This window comes from Caulobacter sp. LARHSG274 (genome assembly GCF_052871235.1).
Genome location: NZ_JBIXJO010000011.1, coordinates 22,116 through 42,176, shown reverse-complemented (window position 1 = coordinate 42,176; position 20,061 = coordinate 22,116). Strand labels below are relative to the sequence as shown.

The 20,061-nt window shown below is 67.7% G+C and carries 19 protein-coding genes; 3 read left to right on the top strand and 16 right to left on the bottom strand.

The features are described from left to right. Positions 1–49: 49 nt before the first annotated feature. From ACIPQB_RS17170 to ACIPQB_RS17160, 3 genes are all read right to left on the bottom strand, one after another. Positions 50–934, bottom strand: a complete 885-nt coding sequence (locus ACIPQB_RS17170; RefSeq protein WP_446486472.1) for a hypothetical protein — start codon at positions 932–934, stop codon at positions 50–52. Further along, positions 934–1,710, bottom strand: coding sequence for a hypothetical protein (locus ACIPQB_RS17165; protein ID WP_446486471.1), 777 nt, complete (start codon positions 1,708–1,710; stop codon positions 934–936). Before ACIPQB_RS17165 ends, ACIPQB_RS17170 begins: the two co-directional genes overlap by 1 nt. Before the next feature lie 64 nt (positions 1,711–1,774). Next, on the bottom strand, positions 1,775–2,935 hold the full coding sequence (locus ACIPQB_RS17160) for a DegT/DnrJ/EryC1/StrS family aminotransferase (protein ID WP_446486470.1): 1,161 nt from the start codon (positions 2,933–2,935) through the stop codon (positions 1,775–1,777). Between the two features lie 146 nt (positions 2,936–3,081). On the opposite strand from ACIPQB_RS17160, the gene ACIPQB_RS17155 reads away from it, so the two are divergent. Further along, a complete protein-coding gene (locus tag ACIPQB_RS17155; protein ID WP_446486469.1) occupies positions 3,082–4,062 on the top strand; it encodes a mechanosensitive ion channel family protein in 981 nt (326 codons plus the stop codon). On the opposite strand, the gene ACIPQB_RS17150 is transcribed toward ACIPQB_RS17155, so the two are convergent. The 7 genes from ACIPQB_RS17150 to ACIPQB_RS17120 form a co-directional block, all read right to left on the bottom strand. Continuing rightward, complete coding sequence (locus ACIPQB_RS17150) at positions 3,992–5,167, bottom strand: trans-sulfuration enzyme family protein (RefSeq protein ID WP_446486468.1); 1,176 nt, start codon at positions 5,165–5,167, stop codon at positions 3,992–3,994. The genes ACIPQB_RS17155 and ACIPQB_RS17150 overlap by 71 nt on opposite strands. A 21-nt stretch (positions 5,168–5,188) precedes the next feature. Continuing rightward, positions 5,189–5,512: a type II toxin-antitoxin system RelE/ParE family toxin gene (locus ACIPQB_RS17145; protein WP_446486467.1), complete on the bottom strand. Its 324-nt coding sequence runs from the start codon at positions 5,510–5,512 to the stop codon at positions 5,189–5,191. Further along, complete coding sequence (locus tag ACIPQB_RS17140) at positions 5,513–5,776, bottom strand: type II toxin-antitoxin system ParD family antitoxin (RefSeq protein WP_446486466.1); 264 nt, start codon at positions 5,774–5,776, stop codon at positions 5,513–5,515. Positions 5,777–5,832: 56 nt separating this feature from the next. Next, complete coding sequence (locus tag ACIPQB_RS17135; protein ID WP_446486465.1) at positions 5,833–7,233, bottom strand: pyridoxal-phosphate dependent enzyme; 1,401 nt, start codon at positions 7,231–7,233, stop codon at positions 5,833–5,835. 97 nt (positions 7,234–7,330) lie between these two features. Next, the gene (locus tag ACIPQB_RS17130; protein WP_446486464.1) at positions 7,331–7,555 is read right to left on the bottom strand and encodes a hypothetical protein; all 225 of its coding nucleotides are present in this window, start codon (positions 7,553–7,555) and stop codon (positions 7,331–7,333) included. 120 nt (positions 7,556–7,675) lie between these two features. Next, a complete protein-coding gene (fsa, locus tag ACIPQB_RS17125; RefSeq protein WP_446486463.1) occupies positions 7,676–8,329 on the bottom strand; it encodes a fructose-6-phosphate aldolase in 654 nt (217 codons plus the stop codon). 72 nt (positions 8,330–8,401) lie between these two features. Then, entirely contained in the window at positions 8,402–8,941 is a 540-nt protein-coding gene (locus tag ACIPQB_RS17120) for a D-glycero-alpha-D-manno-heptose-1,7-bisphosphate 7-phosphatase (RefSeq protein WP_446486462.1), read from the bottom strand. A gap of 97 nt (positions 8,942–9,038) precedes the next feature. Between ACIPQB_RS17120 and ACIPQB_RS17115 the strand changes: the two genes are divergently transcribed. Continuing rightward, entirely contained in the window at positions 9,039–10,196 is a 1,158-nt protein-coding gene (locus ACIPQB_RS17115) for an AGE family epimerase/isomerase (protein ID WP_446486461.1), read from the top strand. On the opposite strand, the gene ACIPQB_RS17110 is transcribed toward ACIPQB_RS17115, so the two are convergent. Continuing rightward, positions 10,180–11,496, bottom strand: coding sequence for a mannose-1-phosphate guanylyltransferase/mannose-6-phosphate isomerase (locus tag ACIPQB_RS17110; protein ID WP_446486460.1), 1,317 nt, complete (start codon positions 11,494–11,496; stop codon positions 10,180–10,182). The genes ACIPQB_RS17115 and ACIPQB_RS17110 overlap by 17 nt on opposite strands. A 105-nt stretch (positions 11,497–11,601) precedes the next feature. Beyond that, positions 11,602–13,638, bottom strand: coding sequence for an NAD(+) synthase (locus ACIPQB_RS17105; RefSeq protein ID WP_446486459.1), 2,037 nt, complete (start codon positions 13,636–13,638; stop codon positions 11,602–11,604). Between the two features lie 200 nt (positions 13,639–13,838). Here ACIPQB_RS17105 and tkt point away from each other — a divergent pair, with 200 nt between their 5' ends. Further along, on the top strand, positions 13,839–15,794 hold the full coding sequence (gene tkt, locus ACIPQB_RS17100) for a transketolase (protein WP_446486458.1): 1,956 nt from the start codon (positions 13,839–13,841) through the stop codon (positions 15,792–15,794). Here the strand turns inward: tkt and ACIPQB_RS17095 are convergent. The 4 genes from ACIPQB_RS17095 to ACIPQB_RS17080 all read right to left on the bottom strand — a co-directional run bounded on the left by ACIPQB_RS17095 (position 15,766) and on the right by ACIPQB_RS17080 (position 19,978). After that, positions 15,766–17,115: a glycosyltransferase family 4 protein gene (locus ACIPQB_RS17095; protein ID WP_446486457.1), complete on the bottom strand. Its 1,350-nt coding sequence runs from the start codon at positions 17,113–17,115 to the stop codon at positions 15,766–15,768. The genes tkt and ACIPQB_RS17095 overlap by 29 nt on opposite strands. Then, positions 17,072–17,830, bottom strand: coding sequence for an ABC transporter ATP-binding protein (locus ACIPQB_RS17090; protein WP_446486456.1), 759 nt, complete (start codon positions 17,828–17,830; stop codon positions 17,072–17,074). The genes ACIPQB_RS17095 and ACIPQB_RS17090 overlap by 44 nt, the downstream gene beginning before the upstream one ends. A gap of 16 nt (positions 17,831–17,846) precedes the next feature. Then, positions 17,847–18,623: an ABC transporter permease gene (locus tag ACIPQB_RS17085; RefSeq protein WP_446486455.1), complete on the bottom strand. Its 777-nt coding sequence runs from the start codon at positions 18,621–18,623 to the stop codon at positions 17,847–17,849. 245 nt (positions 18,624–18,868) lie between these two features. Continuing rightward, positions 18,869–19,978, bottom strand: a complete 1,110-nt coding sequence (locus ACIPQB_RS17080) for an NAD(P)/FAD-dependent oxidoreductase (protein WP_446486454.1) — start codon at positions 19,976–19,978, stop codon at positions 18,869–18,871. Positions 19,979–20,061 lie beyond the last annotated feature (83 nt).

The window sequence follows — 20,061 nt, the reverse complement described above, 5'->3', positions numbered from 1 at the left end:
GTGGCCGCCATATAGGCCGGCGCGGCCGCGTCGCCAACGTCCTCTCGCCTCAGGAGCCCATCTGGAACTGGATGCTCACCGTCTGGTCATCGCCCACCCGCGAGGCGGACTCCTGCGACTGGCCGACGCTGGCCACGCGCAACAGCGGCTGGGATCCCGGCTGGCCGGGCGGCGCATTGCGCAGCGTCGCCAACAACGGCTGGGCGGCGGTCAGGCCCTGGTGGAAGGCGGCGGCCCGCTGCAGGGCCAGGCTGGCGGCCTGTTGCCCTTCGGGCGTGAAGGCGTCGAGATTGGTCTGGCTGAGCACGTTGACCATCGCCAGCTTGGGTCCGCCCGATTCGCAATTGGCCCCGGCCGGCGCGCCGTAGCCGAGGCAGGGCAAACGGCGCGCCAGGGTCTGGGCGACCTGCCCGGCGATTTTCTGACCGCCGGGCGACAGCGTCGCCGTGCCCGGCAGGAACAGCTGGTCGGCCTTGAAGCTCATCGACCCGCCCGACAGATCGCCACTGAGCGGCGTTCCGGCGTCGCGCAGGTCGGCTTCGAGGGACTCCATCAGCAGTTTCTGGGCGTCGGCGGCCGAGGCGGTCTGGGCCGAAGCCTTGATCGGCGGCGAGAACGAGAAGCAGCGGCGCTCGCTGGACGATCCGCTGTCGGTCTCGCTCAGCACCGTCTCGGGCACGCACAGCACCCGCGCCTGATAATCGACCTCGAGATCGGCGTTGCGCGGCTTGAGGTTGCCGGCCGTCTGCAACAGGGCGGCGGTTTCCGGCTGCTTGGCGCTGGTCAGCTTGGCGGTGGTGGAGCGGAACTCGAACGCGAAATAGCTGAGCATGATGATGAAGATGAAGATCACCCCGACCATCATGTCGGTCATCGACACGTAGTAGCTTTCGCCTTCCTCGACGTCGGCCGCCCGGCGGCGCCTGCCCCGCATCAGGCCAGGCTCGCCCGCGGGGCCGCGGCCGCCGCGCCGGTCAGGGCGGCCTCGATCCGTCCCAGCACGGCCAACTGCTCCAGCATCACCTTCTCCGGCGGCGCGAAGCGGACGCAGGCGTCGAGCAGGGCGAAGAAATGGGCCTCCAGCGCCTCGATCGCGTGCCGGCGGCGGCGCGCGGCCAGGCGCAGGATGATCGAGGCCAGCACCCCGGCGATCGAGGTCCAGAACTTGGTGGCGGCGATGGTCAACAGATTGATCAGGGCGCCCTGCATCGCCGCGCCGCCGCTGGCGCCCGCCGCGCCCGGCGCCATGGCTGTCGTCGCTTCGGTCAGGGCCGCGACAATGCCCATGAAGGTGATGACGAGGCCGATTGCCACCATCAGATTGGCCCACCATTCCAGGGTCCGGGCCGGGGTGTCGGCATGCTCGAAGGCCTCTGCAGCGTGGATCGAGGCCGCCAGCCGTCCGTCGCCCGTGGGGGTCAGCTGGCTGCGATAATGCGCCCAGCCCAGCTCCAGAACCGGATGGGCGAGTCCGCTGAGGCGCTTGTCGATGGCCTCGAAGGATTCGGCGAAGGCCTTCTGGCGATCGCCGGACAGCTCGTTCAGCAGGTCGGCGCGCCGGTTCAGGTCCTCGCGCAACGGACCATATTCGAAATGACCCGACTGGAAAATCAGCCCAATGGCGAAGACGAGGATGCCGCCCGCCATCATCAGGGCGGCGCCCGGCGTGCTGAACACCGCGACCACGAACGACGTCACCGGATCGTGCATCTGAACCTTCGAATCAAAATCCGCGGCCACAATACCCTGGGGTGAGGCGGTAATGGGGCGCAGCTTAACCGTTGTAGGCGAGGATCGCGCCGATGATCCGCTGTTGATCCGCTTCCGACAGGTACGGATGCATCGGCAGGGCCAGCACCGTCTCGGCCCTGGCCTCGGTGACCGGCAGGCCGCCGACGCCGCGCGGGAAGTCAGCATAGGGCCCCTGGACGTGCATCGGCACGGGATAATAGACCGCTGTCGGAATCCCCTGCGTCTTCAGGTGGGCGGCCAGGCCGTCGCGGTTCTCGTGCTCGATCACGTACTGGGCCCAGACCGAGACGCCGCCGTCGATCACCTCGGGCGTCGCCAGCACCGCGCCCTTCAGGCCCTCGGCGTAGCGGTTCGCCACCCCCTGGCGCAGGTCGATCTCCTCCTGGAAGATCGCCAGCTTCTCGATCAGGATCGCCGCCTGGATCGTGTCCAGCCGCGAGTTCATGCCGATGCGGGTGTTCAGGTACTTGGTGTCGTGGTCGAAGGTGCGGCCGACCAGGTCCGGGGCCACCGCCTTGCCGTGGACCCGGAAACTGTCCATCAGGTCCCACAGCACCGGATCGTTGGTCAGCACCGCCCCGCCGTCGCCGTAGCAGCCCAGCGGCTTGGCCGGAAAGAAGCTGGTGGTGGCGACGTCGGCCCAGTGCAGCGGATGATGACCGTTCAGGGTGCAGCCGAAGCCCTGGGCGCTGTCGGAGATCAGCTTCAGGCCTTCGCGGTCGCAGATCGCCTTGATGGCCGGATAGTCGGCGGGCTGGCCGAACAGGTCGACGGCGATCACCACCTTGGGGACCAGCTGACCCTCGGCCTTCACCCCGGCGATGGCCGCCTCCAGCCGCGCCGGGTCGAGGTTGAAGGTGTCGGGCAGCACGTCGACGAACACCGGCGTCGCCCCGACCCACGGCACGACTTCCGGCGTCGCAGCGAAGGTGAACGACGGACAGAACACCGCGTCGCCCGGCCCCACGCTCCAGGCCATCAGCGGCAGGGCGATGGCGTCGGTGCCGTTGGCGCAGGACAGGGCCAGCCTGGCCTGGCCGAACGCCGCCAGCTTGGCCTCGAACTCGCGGACCTGCGGACCCATGACATAGGCGCCGCTGTCCAGGACGCCGGCGATGGCGGCGTCGATCTTGTCGCGGATCCGACGCTGCTGCGCGGCCAGGTCTATAAAGGGCATGCTCATGGCGGCGCTCTTAGAGGCGGACGGACGGCGATTCGAGCCAATTGATGTAACCGACTGTTTCCTGGGGACGAAGCGGAACCGGAACTTGGAACATCCCGGCGCCCGGCTCGTTGACCGGCCCGCGCGAGGGCGCCATCGAGAGAGTCATGACCAAGCCGACCCTGATCCCGCCCGACACAGCCCTCCCCGCCATCGCCAGGGTGAAGGCCGACGAGACCATGCTGGGGCATTTCCTCGACTGGCTGGGCAAGGTGGCGGTGAACCTGGTCGTCGCGGTGCTGATCCTGGTCGTCACCTTCTGGATGGCCGGCTGGCTGGCGGGGGTGGTGCGCCGCGCCCTGGGCCGCGTGCACCGGACCAATCCCGATCCCACCCTGCAGAGCTTCGGCGCCTCGCTGATGCGCTATGCGGTGGTCGCCGTCGGCCTGGTGGCGGTGCTGCAGCGGCTGGGGGTGCAGGCCACCTCGATCATCGCCGTGCTCGGCGCGGCCTCCCTGGCCATCGGCCTGGCCCTGCAGGGCGCGCTGTCCAACGTGGCCGCGGGCGTGATGATCCTGCTGTTTCGCCCCTACAAGGTCGGCGACGTCATCGAGACCTCGACGCGCCAGGGCACGGTCAAGTCGCTCGACCTGCTGTTCACCGAGATCGCCACGCCCGACAACGTCAAGGTGATGATCCCCAACAGCAAGGTGTTCGGCGACGTCATCCTCAACTACTCGGCCCATCGCCACCGCCGGGCCGACGTGGTGTTCAAGACGCCGCTGAAGACCGACCTCGTGGCTGTGCTGCAGCGGATGCGCGAGCGGGCCGAGAACGATCCGCGGGTGCGCAAGGACCCCGCCCCGATGATCGAGGTGGTCGACCTTTCCGAGGCCTTCGCCCAGGCCGCCATCCGGGTCTGGACCGCCAAGGAGGACTACGGCCCGGTCAAGACCGACCTGATGTTGGCCGCCCACCTGCTGGCCGAGGACCCGACCCGCGCCCTGCCGCCGCCCCGGCCCTCCAAGGCGCCCGATCCGTCGCCGGCCATGCCAGGCGACAAGGACCATCACCTGTTCAGGCTGAGAGCGCCTCGGAGAGATCGGAAATCAGATCCTGGCAGTCCTCGATCCCCACCGACAGCCTGATCAGGGTGTCGGAAATGCCCAGGGCGGCGCGCTGATCGGCCGGAATCGAGGCGTGGGTCATGATCCCCGGATGCTCGATCAGGCTTTCGACGCCGCCCAGGCTTTCGGCCAGGGTGAACAGCCGCGTCCGCTCCAGCATCCGCCGGGCGGTGTCGATGTCGCCCTTCAGCTCCACCGAGATGATTCCGCCGAAGCCGCCGAGCATCTGCCGGCGCGCCAGGGCGTGCTGCGGATGGCTCTCCAGGCCCGGATAGATCACCCGGGCCACGTCGCCGCGGGTCGACAGCCAGCGGGCGATGGTCAGGGCGCTGTCGCAGGCCCGCTGCATGCGCAGGGCCAGGGTCTTGACCCCGCGCAGGGCCAGGAAGCTGTCGAACGGCCCCAGCACCGCGCCGACGGCGTTCTGCAGGAACTTCAGCTTTTCGGCGACCTCGGCGTTGTCGCCGACCACCGCCACCCCGGCCACCACGTCGGAGTGGCCGTTCAGGTACTTGGTGGCCGAATGCATGACGATGTCGAAGCCCAGCTCCAGCGGCCGCTGCACGAACGGGCTGGCGAAGGTGTTGTCGGCCACGGTGATCAGGCCGCGAGCCTTGGCGAGAGCCGCGATGGCGGCAAGGTCGGCCAGGCGCAGCATCGGATTGGTCGGGGTCTCCACCCAGATCATCCGGGTGTTGGGCCGGATCGCCGCCTCGATGGCGGCGACGTCGCCCATGTCGACGAAGCTGAACTCAAGCCCGGCGGAGCGCCTGCGCACCTTGTCGAACAGCCGGAACGAGCCGCCATAGAGGTCGTCGCTGGCGATCACATGCGCGCCGCTGTCGAGCACCTCCAGGATCGTCGAGGCCGCCGCCAGGCCCGAGGCGAAGGCGAAGCCGGCCGTCCCGCTCTCCAGGTCGGCGATGCAGCGCTCGAAGGCGAAGCGGGTCGGGTTGTGGCTGCGGCTGTATTCGAAGCCCTTGTGCTCGCCCGGGCTGGACTGGACATAGGTCGAGGTCGCGTAGATGGGGACCATCACCGCCCCGGTCGTCGGATCGGGAAACTGCCCGCCATGGATCGTGCGGGTGGCGAAGGCCAGGCGGTTCTTGCCGAGGATGTCGGTCATTGCGAATGGCCTTTCATGCCGTCACGAAACGTCAGGTGACGGCAGCGTGCTCAAAATTTCACGAAGATCCTGAGATTCATGCAAAATGCGCATGATCACAGGCGGCTGGTGTCGGGAATTATAGACCAGGACGTATGGAAAACCGGACAGGACCGCGAAGCGGTAGACTTCATGAGCCATCTCTGGACGCGTGACACCGGCTTGCGGGTATTCACCCAGTCGGATCAAGGCTGCTCTCAGTCGCTCTTTAAACTGAAAGCTCGCCTTTCGACTATCCCTGGCGATCCAAAGCGCCACCGCCATCATGTCGCGGCGTGCGGTAGCTGACAGCGTGGCGGGCGGCATCTACTCGGCGGCGTGCGTTTCGGCGGCTTCGATGATGGCGTCGATGTCCGCCATGACCTCGTCGAGCGTGAACACTTCGCCCCGCGCCACTTCCGCCTCGACCTCCGCCAACATCGCCATAAAGCTTTGCTTGCGAGTTTCTTGGTCCTGCAGCAGGCGAAGACCAGAACTCACGACTTCGTTGACGTCCGCGTAACGGCCGTCAGCCACGCAGCGCTCTGCGAACGCTTCCAGGGCAGGCGGTAGTTTGACTTCCAAGGTCATCAACCTTCTCCGATCCTCGACCTTAGAATGACCCCGCCGGAACATTTCCGCAACGGTCAGGCGCTCATCCGCAGGTGATTGATCAGGTCGACCCGGGTGATCACCCCGACGAACTCGTCGCCGTCGCAGACCAAGGCCACCTCGTCGCGATCGAACACCTCGGGCAGAACGTCGACGCCCTGGGTCGCCTGCAGGGTGTTGACCGCCTTGGTCATGGCCGCCCCGACCGGGGTCTTGAATTTCAGCCCGCGATGGTCGTCGGCGCCTTCGACGGCGGCCAGCACATCGCTCTCGTCGAGAATGCCGACCAGTTTGCCGTGGTCGACCACCGGCAGCTGGCTGATGTCGGCGCTGCGCATGCGGTTATAGGCGGTCAGCAGGGTATCCTCGGGGCCGATCGCCACCACGCCGCCGTCGGCGTAGCGCTTGGCGATCAGGTCGCGCAGGTCGCCGTGCAGTTCGCGGTGGTCGAAGCCGTGGGCCGCCAGCCACATATCGTTGAACATCTTGGTCAGGTACTTGGAGCCGGTGTCGCAGACCAGGGTCACCACCCGCTTGGGCTCGGTCTGCTCGCGGCACCAGCGCAGGGCGGCCGCCAGCAAAGTGCCCGAGGACGAGCCGGCGAGGATTCCTTCCTTGCGCAGCAGCAGGCGCGCGGTGTCGACGCTTTCGCGGTCGCTGATCGAATAGGCCTTCCTGACCAGGCTCATGTCGGCGACGGCCGGAATGAAGTCCTCACCGATGCCCTCGACGATCCACGATCCGGCCTCGCCATAGGTCCCGGTCGCCACGTAGTCGCAGAGGATCGAGCCCACGGGGTCGGCCAGCACCATCTGGGTCTTGGGTGAATGCCTGGCCATGTAGCGGCCAACGCCGGTCAGGGTGCCGCCCGACCCGACGCCGACCACCACCGCGTCGAGATCGCCGCCCATCTGCTCGAAGATCTCCGGCGCCGTGGTGGTCTCATGGGCCCGCGGGTTGGCCGGGTTCTCGAACTGGTTGACGTAGATCGCGCCGGGGATCGACTGGGCCAGGGTCTGGGCCATGTCCTGGTAGTATTCCGGATGCCCCTTGCCGACGTCGCTGCGGGTCAGCCGCACCTCCACGCCCATGGCCCGCAGGTGTAGGATCTTCTCGCGCGCCATCTTGTCGGGCACGATCAGGATCAGCTTGTAGCCCTTCAGCGCCGCCACCTGGGCCAGGCCCAGACCGGTGTTGCCGGCCGTGGCCTCGATGATCGTCCCGCCCGGCTTGAGGCTGCCGTCGGCCTCGGCCGCCTCGATCATCGAGCGGGCGACCCGATCCTTGATCGAGCCGCCGGGGTTCTGGTTCTCAAGCTTCAGGAACAGGCGGCAAAGGCCGGTGTCGAGGTTGCGAACCTCCAGCATCGGGGTGTTGCCGATCATCTGCAACGCGGAATCGACCACCGGAGGCGGCGCGATTTTGGGGTCATTCATGGCGCAACTCGGCGACAGGGAGAAACGATCTCCCTATCTAGACCCGTTTCTTGGAAGAGGGAACGGCGTTCGCCGTTCCCGCGAGGCGTCGGACCGCTCAGGCCGTCGGCTGCACGCTGCGCCATTCCTGGGCGAAGCGGCGGCTGATGCTGGGGTCTTCGAACTCCACCCGGCGGCGCTCTCCGGTCAGGTCCGGCGCATTGTGGATCATGATGAACGGGAAGCCGTTGCGCGACAGGAAGGCCTGCACGAAGTGCGAGAACCGCATCGCCTCCTCGGCGGAGGCAAGGCAGACTTCGGTGACGACATCGACAGCGCGCATGGGCTACTCCCGTGAACTCCGGGGTATAACGCACGACTTCGCAGTTGCGAACAAACTTAGCAGGCGCACAAATTGTTACGGCCCCGGATCAACCGGGGCCATGATCGATCGGCGGACCGCCTAGAGGATGGACTGACCCGTGCCGGCCCAATCCTTCAGGAACTGCTCCAGGCCCTTGTCGGTCAGGGGATGCTTGAACAGATCGGCGAACACGGCCGGCGGTATGGTCACCACGTCAGCGCCGACGATGGCCGCGTCCTTGACGTGGGCGACGTTGCGCACCGAGGCGGCCAGGATCTCGGTTTCATAGCCGTAATTGTCGTAGATGGCGCGGATGTCTCGGATCAGGTCCATGCCGTCGAAGCCGTAGTCGTCCAGACGGCCGATGAACGGCGAGACATAGGTCGCGCCGGCCTTGGCGGCCAGCAAGGCCTGGGTCGGCGAAAAGCACAGGGTGACATTGGTCGAGATGCCCTCGCCGGCGAAGGCGGCGGTGGCGATCAGGCCGTCGCGGGTCAGCGGCACCTTGACCACGACGTTCGGCGCGATGGCCGCCAGCTTCCGGCCTTCGGCGATCATCGCCTCGTGGGTGACGGCGGCCACCTCGGCGCTGATCGGTCCGGGCACCAGGTCGCAGATCTCGGCGATCACCTCAAGCATCGGCCGCCCCGCCTTGGCGATCAGGGTCGGGTTGGTGGTCACCCCGTCCACCAGGCCGGTGGAGGCCAGGTCGGCGATGACCTTGGTGTCGGTGCTGTCGAGGAAGATCTGCATGGGCCTGCGCCTGTTCTGAGGTTCAGGTTCGTTTATCCGCCGCCGGGGCCCGCGCCAAGTCGGGAACGGCGGTTATTCGTCGCCCGCCGGGAAGCGCGCCCCCAGCACCTGCCGCAGGAAGGCCAGCAGATCACCGCCTGGGAACTGCAAACCCTCGACGCCCGCACGACGGGCGGCCTCGATGTCGGACTCCTTGTCGCCGACCAGCACGGTCTCTTCCGGACGCAGAGACCAGTCGGCCAGGCCGCGCAGCACCATGCCTGGATTGGGCTTGCGGTCGGGATGGTCGGGATGACGGTAGCGCTCGACTGCGGCGTCTTCGTGATGCGGCGCGACATAGAAGGCGTCGATGCGCCCGCCGACCTCCGCCAGCCTGGCCTGCAGCGCCGCATGGAACAGGTCGACCTGTTCTTCCGTGAAATAGCCGCGCGCCACGCCCGATTGGTTGGTGACCACCAATACCCGAACATCGGCGGCGTTCAGCCGCGCCACCGCTTCCCGGGCGCCCGGAATCCAGTCCAGCCGTTCGGGGTCGCAGACATAGCCGTGGTCGAGGTTGAGCACCCCGTCGCGGTCGAAGAAAACGGCTTTCAGTGGCGTGTCGGTGGACATAAGGGCGACTTACGCGCGCCGCCGCTCGCCTACAAGTCGGAAGAGTTGGCGAAGTTCGCGCCAGCCCCTAGAACGGCCCTGCCACCAGGAGCCTCCGATGACCCAAGATTTCGCCCGCCTTGTCCGCCTGCGAGACGACCTCAAGAGCTGGGCCCTGGATCACGCGTTCCCGCTGTGGTGGGAGGTCGGCGCCGACCAGGCCAAGGGCGGCTTTTTCGAGAAGATCGACCTGGATGGGACGCCGGTTGAAGCCCCGCGCCGGGCGCGGGTGCAGCCTCGCCAGATCTATTCCTACGCCGCGGCGGGCCTGCTGGGCTGGGAGGGTCCGTGGAAGCAGGCCCTGACCCACGGCCTGGACTTCTATCTCAGCAAGTACCGCCGCCCCGACGGCTTCATCCGCACCCTGGTGGCCAGCGATGGAACACCGCTGGACGACAAGGTCGATCTCTACGACCAGGCCTTCGGCCTGTTCGGCCTGGCCATGGCCGCCCAGGTGCTGCCGGAGCGGACCGACCTGCCGGCCCTGGCCGTGGAGCTTCGCGGCAAGCTGCAAGCTACCCTCAAGCATCCAGTGGCCGGCTTCGAGGAAAGCGTCCCGCGCACCCTGCCCCTGCTGTCCAACCCGCACATGCACCTGTTCGAGGCCAGCCTGGCCTGGGTCGAGGCCGGCGGCGACGCCGGCTGGCGGGCCCTTGCCGACGAGATCGCGGAGCTGGCCCTGGCCAAGTTCATCGACCCGGTCAGCGGCGGCCTGCGCGAATATTATGACGGCGACTGGAATCCGGCCCCAGGGCTCCAGGGCCGGATCATCGAGCCGGGCCACCAGTTCGAATGGGCCTGGCTGCTGCTGCGCTGGGGCCAGCTGGCAGACCGCGACGACGCCGTCGCCGCGGCCCTGCGGATGATCGAGATCGGCGACGGGCCGGGCGTCGATCCCGCGCGCGGCGTGGCGATCTTCGCCCTGCTCGACGACATGAGCGTGCACGACGACGTGGCCCGGCTTTGGGCCCAGACCGAGCGGATCAAGGCCGGCGTCCTCGCCGCTGCGGTCACCGGCGACCCGCGCTGGTGGTCGACGGCCGCGGCCGGCGCCGAGGGGCTGATCAAGTACTTCGACACGCCGGTCAAAGGCCTGTGGCGCGACAAGCTGCAGGCGGACGGGACCTTCGTCGACGAAGCCGCGCCCGCCAGCTCGTTCTACCACATCGTCTGCGCGATCCTGGAACTGGACCGGGCGGTCAGCGCCAGGTCGTGACCAGCACCGTGGCCGGCGACCTGGCGGTGACCTTGGCCTGAGCCGGCCATTCCCGGCGATCGCCGGCCGCCAGGGCGTCGGTCTCGCCGGCCAGCGCGCCTTCCAGCACCTGCACGGTCGCAGCCGGCAGGATCGCCGAGGCCCCCGCCTCGAAACGCCACACCTCGACGCTGGCCTGGTCGGTCCGGGTCAGGGGCTGGCGCTCGACGCCGCCGCCGATCGAAACAGGATGACGGTGAGCCAGGTCTCGCCCGTTGGCCTTGAGTCCGTCGACCAGGGTCTTGACCGCCTGCGCGTCGTCCCGGCGACAAACCAGCACGGCGTCGGACTCGGCGACGATCATCAGGTCGCTGACGCCGATCACGCCGACGAACGGTCCGGTCGAGCGGACCAGCACGCCGGCCGTGTCGATCAGGGTGACGTCCCCCTGGGCGGCGTTGCCCGCCACGTCCTGGGGCGAGGCGTCCCAGATGGCGTCCCAGGCGCCCAGGTCCGACCAACTGAAGGCGGCCGGCGCCACGGCGGCCTTGTCGGTGCGCTCCATCACCGCATAGTCGAGCGAAATCTTGGCGGCCCGACCAAAGCCGGCGGCGTCGAGACGGGTGGCGCCGTCTCCGACCACGGCGTCGACAAGCGCGGCCCGGGCGCCCTCGGCGATGCTGGGTTCGAAGCGCTCGAGCTCGCTCAGCAGCACCGAGGCCTGGAAAGCGAAATTGCCGCTGTTCCAAAGATAGCCGTCGGCGACATAGCCCCTGGCGGTCTCAAGGTCGGGCTTTTCGACGAAGGCGGCGACACGGAAGACGCCCTCGCCGGCCGGCGCGCCGGGCCGGATGTAGCCAAAGCCGGTGGCCGGTCCGGTCGGCCGCACGCCGAAGGTGACGATCAGGCCCTGGCCGGCGGCGGCGGCGGCCACCCGCGCGGCGTCGCGGAACACCTCCGGCTCACCCACATGGTGGTCGGCGGCCAGCATCAGGACCACGCCGTCGGGATCACGGCGTTCGACATAGGCGGCGGCGGCGGCAACGGCCGGAGCGGAATCGCGGGCTTCCGGCTCGATCAGCACGACCACCGACGCCTGGATCTCGTCAGCCTGCCGGCGCACGAAATCGGCCATGGCCGCGCCGGTGACAATGATGATCTCGCGACCTTCGGCTAGGTCGCTGACCCGCAACAAGGTCTCCTGGAAGCTGGAATAGCGCCCCAGCAGTTTGAGAAACTGCTTGGGCCGATCCGGCCGCGAGGCCGGCCACAGACGCGTTCCTGAGCCACCGCACAGGATGACGGGATAGATCGCTGTCAAGATGTCTCCTTCGACGTCACAGGGACGCGCGGCGTCAATCCCCTCGGTCCTAGCACGCTCAAATGTCGGTTTGTCGCGCCGCCTTTATGGCGCACCGCGGAAATTTCAATCTGGCGTTCCGGCGAGCAATTCCGCCAGCCAGGCGTCGGCCGTCGCATCCGAAGGCATCCGCCAGTCGCCGCGGGGCGACAGCGCGCCGCCGGACGATATTTTCGGGCCGTTCGGCATCGCCGAGCGCTTGAACTGGTTGGCGAAGAACCGTCTCAGGAACAGCTCCAGCCAGCGCTTGATCTCCGGCAGGTCGTAGGCTTTGCGCGCGGCCTCCGGAACGCCGGTCGGCCAGGCGCCCGCCGCCGCGTCATGCCAGGCGCTCCAGGCCAGGAAGGCGATCTTCGACGGGGCCATGCCGTAGCGGGTCATGTAGTAGAGGTTGAAGTCCTGCAGGGCGTAGGGGCCCACGAAGCTCTCGGTGGCCTGGACCGCCTCGCCCGGCACCAGTTCGGGCGAGATCTCGGTGGCGAGGATGTCCTCCAACAGGTCGGAGGTCGCGGCGTCGACGTCGCCGGAAGTGGCGACAAAACGAATCAGGTGCTGGATCAGGGTCTTGGGCACGCCAGAATTGGGATTGTAGTGGCTCATCTGATCGCCGACCCCGTAGGTGCACCAGCCCAGGGCCAGTTCCGACAGGTCGCCGGTGCCGACCACCATCCCCTGGTGGTGGTTGGCCAGACGGAACAGGTAGTCGGTGCGCAGGCCGGCCTGGACGTTCTCGAAGGTCACGTCATAGACCGGCTCGCCCCGGGCGAACGGATGGCCGAGGTCCTTGAGCATCTGCTCGGCGGCCGGTCGGATGTCGATCTCCTCGGCGGTCACGCCGATCGCCCGCATCAGCGCCCAGGCGTTCGACTTGGTGCGGTCGGAGGTGGCGAAGCCCGGCAGGGTGTAGGCGCGGATGTCCGACCGCGGGCGGCCCAGCTGGTCCATGACCTTGGCGGCGACGATCAGGGCGTGGGTCGAATCCAGCCCGCCCGAGATGCCGATCACCAGGCACTTGGAGCCCGTCGCCTCGACCCGCCGCGCCAAGCCCTGGACCTGGATATTGTAGGCCTCGTAGCAGTTCTCGGCCAGCTTGGCCGGATCGGACGGCGTGAACGGGAACCGCTCGATCGCCCGCTGCAGCGGCAGGTCGCCGGCCGGCGGCGCGAAATCGAAGGTGGCGATCCGGAACGGATGGGCCGGCGGGTTGAGAATCGTGGCGTCGCCGAAGCTGCCCGTCCGCATCCGCTCCTGGCGGATACGCCCGACGTCGACATCGGCCATGGCCACCACCGGCCCCGGCGAGAAGCGCGGGGTCTGGGCCAGCAGCACGCCCATCTCGTGGATGTCGACATGGCCGTCCCAGGCCAGGTCGGTCGAGCTCTCGCCCGCCCCGGCCGCCGAATAGACATAGGCGGCCAGCGCCCGGGCCGACTGGCTGGCGCACAGCAGGCGACGGGTCTCGGACTTGCCGATGGTGATGTTGCTGGCCGACAGGTTGAGCAGGATCTCGGCCCCCGCCATGGCCTGGGCGGTGCTGGGCGGCGCTGGCGTCCAGACGTCCTCGCAGACCTCGACGCCGACCGTGAAGGCCGCGTCCCCGACGGCGCGCAGCAGCACGTCGGTCCCGAATGGAACGGCTTGGCCAGCCAGGGTCAGGGTGCGGCCGACCACCCCCGCCCCGGGGGCGAACCAGCGGCGCTCGTAGAATTCGCGATAGTTGGGCAGGAAGCTCTTGGGGATCACCGCCCGCACTCGCCCGCCCTGGATGGCCACGGCGGCGTTGTACAGCCGCCCGCCGTCTCGCAGCGGCGCGCCAACCACGAACAGCGGCGCCAGGGTCCTGCTGGCCTCGGCCAGGGTCGCGATCGCCGCCTCGACCGCGTCCAGCAAGGCGTCCTGCTGCAGCAGGTCATCGATGGCGTAGCCGCTCAGACCCAGTTCCGGAAAGGCCATCACCGCCACGCCGGCCGCGTCGGCCTCCCGGACCAGGTCCAGCACGCGCTGGGCGTTGGTGGCGGGATCGACCAGCTTGACCTTCGGCGCCGCCGTGGCGACCCGGACGAAGCCGTGACGATAGGGCGAGAAGAACGAGGGAGAGCTCAAGCGATCCGGCCTTTCAAGGTTATGCTAAAAATGAGCATAAGGCTGTCTCCAGCTATAACGCCTGCCGACGTTGTTGCATAGCGCCCACGCGACAGCCCCTGTAGGCCTTAAGAGCCGGCTGGCGGGTTGACCCTCAGGGGGTCGGCGTGCGACCTGCCGCCTCGCGCAGCTCTGCAAAACAAGAACAAACCGGATCATTCATGCCCGTTTCGCCCGTCAAGATGGCCGACGCGATTCGCGTCCTTTCGATGGACGCCGTCCACAAGGCCAAGTCCGGCCACCAGGGCATGCCGATGGGCATGGCCGACGTCGCCACGGTGCTGTGGGGCAAGTTCCTGAAGTTCGACGCCAGCAAGCCCGACTGGGCCGATCGCGACCGCTTCGTGCTGTCGGCCGGCCACGGCTCGATGCTGCTCTATTCTCTGCTGCACCTGACCGGCTTCAAGGCCGTGACGATGCAGGAGATCGAGAATTTCCGCCAATGGGGCTCGCTAACCCCCGGCCACCCGGAAGTGCATCACACCCCCGGCGTCGAATGCACCACCGGCCCGCTCGGCCAGGGCCTGGCGATGTCGGTCGGCATGGCCATGGCCGAGGCCCACCTGGCCGCGCGCTTCGGTCCGGACGTGGTCGACCACCGCACCTGGGTGATCGCCGGCGACGGCTGCCTGATGGAAGGCGTCAGCCATGAAGCGATCAGCCTGGCCGGCCGGCTGAAGCTGTCGAAGCTGACCGTGCTGTTCGATGACAACAACACCACCATCGACGGCGAGGCGACCATCGCCGAGACCGGCGACCAGCTGGCCCGCTTCAAGGCCGCCGGCTGGGCGGTCAAGGCGGTCGACGGCCACGACCACGGCAAGATCGCCGCCGCCCTGCGCTGGGCGATCAAGCAGGACCGCCCGACCCTGATCGCCTGCAAGACCCTGATCTCCAAGGGCGCCGGCCCCAAGGAAGGCGACCCCCACAGCCACGGCTACACGCTGTTCGACGACCAGATCAAGGACGCGCGCCTGGCCATGGGCTGGGACGCCCAACCGTTCACCGTGCCCGAAGACATCGCCAAGGCCTGGAAGAGCGTCGGCCGCCGCGGCGCCCGCGTCCGCAAGGCCTGGGAAGCCGCCGTCGCCGCCTCGCCCCTGGCCGACGACTTCGCCCGCGCCATCAAGGGCCAGCTGCCGGCCGGCGCCTTCGAGCGCGTCGACGCCCACATCGCCGAAGCCGCCAGGACCAAGCCGGGCAACGCCACCCGCGTCCATTCCGGCGCGGCCCTGGACCAGCTGATCCCGGCCATCCCGGAAATGATCGGCGGCTCGGCCGACCTGACCGGCTCCAACAACACCTTCGTCAAGGGCATGAAGCCGTTCGACGCCCCCGACTATGCGGGTCGCTACGTCCACTACGGCGTGCGCGAGTTCGGCATGGCCGCGGCGATGAACGGCATGGCCCTGCACGGCGGCGTCATCCCCTATTCGGGCACCTTCCTGGCCTTCGCCGACTATAGCCGCCCGGCCATCCGCCTGGGGGCCCTGATGGGCGCCAAGGTCATCCACGTGATGACCCACGACTCCATCGGCCTGGGCGAGGACGGCCCCACCCACCAGCCGGTCGAGCACGTGGCCTCCCTGCGCGCCATCCCCAACCTGCTGGTCTTCCGTCCCGCCGACGCGGTCGAGACCGCCGAATGCTGGAAGATCGCCCTGGAGCAGGTCAGCACCCCCTCGGTGATGTGCCTGTCGCGCCAGAAGATTCCGGGCGTGCGCGACACGGCCGCCGAGAACCTGTCGGCCAAGGGCGCCTACGAACTGCTGGCCGCCGAGGGCGGCGAAGCGGCGGTGACGATCTTCGCCTCCGGCACGGAGGTCTCGGTCGCCGTGGCGGCCCGCGACATCCTGCAGGCCCAGGGCAAGCCGACCCGCGTGGTTTCCACCCCCTGCTGGGAGCTGTTCGAACAGCAGCCGGCGGCCTATCGCCAGGCGGTGATCGGCAGGGCCCCGACCCGCATCGCCGTCGAAGCCGCCGTCCGCCAAGGCTGGGAGCGCTTCATCGGCGAGGCCGGCAAATTCGTCGGCATGACGGGCTTTGGGGCGTCCGCGCCGTATGAGCGGCTGTACAAGGAGTTTGGGATCACGGCTGAGGCGGTGGTGGCGGCTTAGTCCGAACGCGCAACGGCAGGCCGGAAGCCGCGACCGCCCGATCGAAGGCGTCGGCTAGACGGGCGGGCGTCGCGAGCCCGGCTTGGCCGAGCCGGGCTCGCCATCCGCTGTCGTCGGCGAGCGCTCGCAGGGCGTCCGCCGCGTAGTCAAGGTCGGGCTCGGCCCAAGTCTGGCCGCGGTACAGCCCCTGCGGATCGCGGACCGGAACCTGCCTCGCGGGCACCAGGATCGCGTTGCCGTCGTCCATGAAGTCGAGATTGCCCGACCAGCCGGTGGCGATCGTCGCCCGTCCCAATGCCATGGCCTCGGCCAGGACCATGCCGAACCCCTCCGACCGATGCAGGGACAGCAGGATGTCGACTGAACGCAGGAACTGCCGCATCTCGCCCTGATCAAGCGCCTCATCGAACAACCGGATGTCCGACCGACCGCCAACCTCGACCACCAGGCGCCGTCGCCAGGCAGGAGACTGATCGAGGGCCAGGACCTTGATCGTCAGCCGGGCGTGCCCCTGCTGGCGCGGAAAGGCCCTTCGGAAAGCCTCGATCGCCCCCAGCGGGTTCTTGCGCGCGACGCTGGATCGGGCGTCCATCATGCAGAGGATCTCGACCCTGTGGGGATCCATTCCGTAGCGTTCCGGCGCGGGGACTACGAGGCCGGGGGCTGCGACTGGATGCGGCACCACGCGGACGCGGTCGGCCAGTTCGACCTGATCCGAACCTCGCGCCCGCGCGATCAGACCGTCGGCGACGAAGCGGCTTGGCGCCCAGACCTCGTGCACGCGCCGGCTGGCCTCCAGCCAATCCCGCGGAGCGAGCGGCAACTCGCCAGCCCAATAGCCGATGCGGTAGCGGTCGGCCCAGGCGGCGCGGGGATAGGCCATCAGGGCATGACGCAGTTCTGGCGGATTGGCATGTATGAGCCAGACTCCGCCGACCTCGGCTTCCGGCAAGGTTCCGCGGCCCGTCAACAGGCTGGTTCGACTGGCCGCGAGATCATGTCGCGCCACGTCCCAGCCGCCGCGCTCGAGCGCTTCGGCGGTCAAGCGGCCGGCCTGGGCGACGCCGAACACGCCGCCCAGGAACCCGCTGACCAGCACCCGGCCGACCCGCGTCGGCGGCGTCCGCTCCACGGACCAGTGACGAGCGCGTCGACGATAGAGAACGCCGGCGCCGAAAGCCGTCAGATGTTGGCGAAGCGCCGGCGGAGCCGCTCCAGATAAGGCGCGCGAGACGCGCTCAAGCGGACGCAGACCGATACTGCGCTCCGCGACATCGTCAGGCAGCGTGGGCTTCCGTGGCGTATCGCTCCCAAACTTCATCCACCAGACCCTGAGCCCGGATGACGCCGCCGTCCAGCCATATGGCGTGGGTTGCGAAATTGCGCAGGATTCCTTCCGAATGGGTGGCGACCACGCTGATGCCCGAGTCCTCACAGATCGCCTTCACGCGAGCGGTGGCCTTGTCGATGAAGTGCGCGTCGCCGGTGCCGATCACTTCGTCGACCAGCATCACATCGCTCTTTTGGGCCGTGGCGATGGCGAAGGCCACCCGCGCGGCCATGCCCGACGAATAGGTTCGCATGGGCATATGGATATATGGGCCCAGTTCAGCGAAATCGGCAGCCTCGGCCACAGTGCGATGCAGTTCGCCGCCGTGCAATCCGTACAGGCGCGCGACGAATTCCATGTTCTGTTGACCGCTCTTGTCGAGATCCAAACCAGCGCTGGTGTTGAGCACGCAGCCGATGGTGCCGGTCACGGTGCGCGTCCCGCTCATCGGCCCGATGATGCCCGACAACAGCTTGAGCAAGGTGCTCTTGCCCGAACCGTTGCGACCGATCAGACCCACGCGGCTGCCGTCGGGGATGTCTAGAGACACCCCCTGCAGAGCCATGACGTAGTTCGTCCTGTCGGCGCCGCGAGCCAGCCGGCCAAAGCTCATCGCCTTGGCGGTGTGAGCGAACGCGGAGACCTGGGAGGTGGAAACGACGACGGGATAGGCCGCCGTGACGTTTCGAAGCGTGATTCTCGCCATGATCGGAAGTTCGCCCTTAAATCCAGTACACGATCTTGGGGCGCATCTGCCGGTAAACGACGGCGCCAAGGACAAGAACGCCGATCGCGACGACGAGAGAAACGATCCAATTCTCCGGCGTGCCATATCCGCCCAGCAGCGGCGCTCTGACGATTTCGAGCATGTGGTAGAGCGGGTTGCTCTGCACCAGAATATTGGCGCGTTGTTGTTCGTTCGGGACCCAAAACACTGGCGTCAGCACGAACAGCAGTTGCATGCCCGCGGTCGCGGCGGGGCCGAGATCGCGGAACCTCGCGCCAAGCGGCCCCAACAGCAGGCCGACGCCTAGACCGAAGATCGCGACGATGGCCAATCCGGCCAGCGACAGCACGGCCGTCGGTCCGGGGAATCTCAGAGTGATCACGCAGACGATGACATAGACTAGGATCAGGTGGGCGAAGGTGACGAATGAGGCGGCCACCGACCGTATGATGTATAGTGCCATCGGTAGCGGATAGGACTCGATCATGCCCTTGGAGCGCGTCAGGGCGCTGGTGCCGTCGGTGATCAGTGAAACGATAAGGCCCCACAGCGGCAGGCTGATCGCCAGCCAGCTCAGATAGTCGCCCGAGCCGCCGCCGAAGCCGGTGCGGTGCAGCAGGTAGAGACCCGCGACGAACGCGCCTTGGGCGACCACTAACCAGATTGGGCCGAGCACTGTGCGGCGGTAGCGACCGATGACGTCATCGACGGCTATCGAAGTCCAGATGCGCCAAGACACTAGCGCACGAACGATTTCGCCAAACGCGTTCATTCAAAATAGCTCACGCAACCGCCCGTCGCGGTCGCGACCAGCTAAAGACCCGTGAAACACCATGAAAGATGCCCGGGATTCGTGGGCGATGCTGTCGCATTGTCACCATGGAGCCGTCAAGAGTGGTGACGTCGTTTGGGTTTTCGCCTTGCGGAGCCATTCGGCGACACGAGGATGGGATGGAACGCGATCGGCCACGCCGACCTCATCCGCGCGACCGTGACCGTCGGACGGTCCGCTCCGGCTCAGATGGCGCCAAGCGCCTTGTCGGCCACCTCGCGCGCGATCGACAGCGCGGAGGTCAGGCCAGGCGACTCGATGCCGAACAGATTGACCAGCCCAGCCAGCCCGTGAATCTCAGGCCCCTGAAGGACGAAATCCGCGGCATCGCCGCCTGGTCCGGTCAGCTTCGGACGTATGCCCGCATAGTCGGGGACCAAGCTTCCCTCCGGCAGGCCCGGCCAGTAGCGGCGGATGGCGCCGTAGAAGCCATCCGCCCGGTCGTCGTTCACGGCATAGGATTCGGAATCGACCCATTCGACGTCGGGGCCAAACCGCATCCGTCCCGCGAGGTCGATCGTGACATGGGTTCCTAGGCCTCCGTCGACCGGGGCGGGATAGATGAGGCGCGAGAACGCCGGTGGGCCCGCATAACTGAAATAATTGCCCTTCGCGAGCCATTGGCGCGGCGCATGCCAGGATTCCAGGCCCTCGACGCCGAGGGCCACGGCCGGCGCCTGCAGGCCGGCCGCGTTGACTAGGACGCGAGCGGTGACCTCGAAGGGCTCGGCCCCGCCCGTCCGCACGATGAAGCCGCCGCCCGCATGCGCGACCCCGACGACTGGCGTACGGAACACCACTGTGCCGCCCGCATCTTCGATCTCGCCCTGCAACGCCAGCATCAGGCCATGGGTGTCGACGATGCCGGTTTCGCGGCTGAGGATCGCGGTCAAGCAGCTCAGGGCCGGCTCCAGCGCCAGAGCCTGGTGCCCGTCCAGCCATTCGAGCCCTTCGACGCCGTTGCGCCCGCCCTGAGCGGCGATGCTCTCAAGCTTGGCCACCTCGGACTCACTGGTCGCGACGATCAGTTTCGTGGCCTTGCGATGCGCCACGCTCCGATCCGCGCAATATTCATAGATCAGCCTGCGTCCCGCGACGCAGTGCTTCGCCTTCAGCGACCCTTCAGGGTAATACATGCCGCCATGCACGACCTCGCTGTTCCGGGAGGATATACCGCCGCCGATAATGTCCTGACTCTCCAGGACCAGCACCTCATGACCCCGGCGCGCCAACTCGGCGGCGCAGGCCAGGCCGATCACGCCGGCGCCGATCACGACCGTTTCCCCGATGGCCAAACTGGATCTCTCAAAAACATGTGAATTCCGTGCCGGAGCATTTAGCTGAACTCTCGCCGATAGCCATCGGATTGTCATAGGCG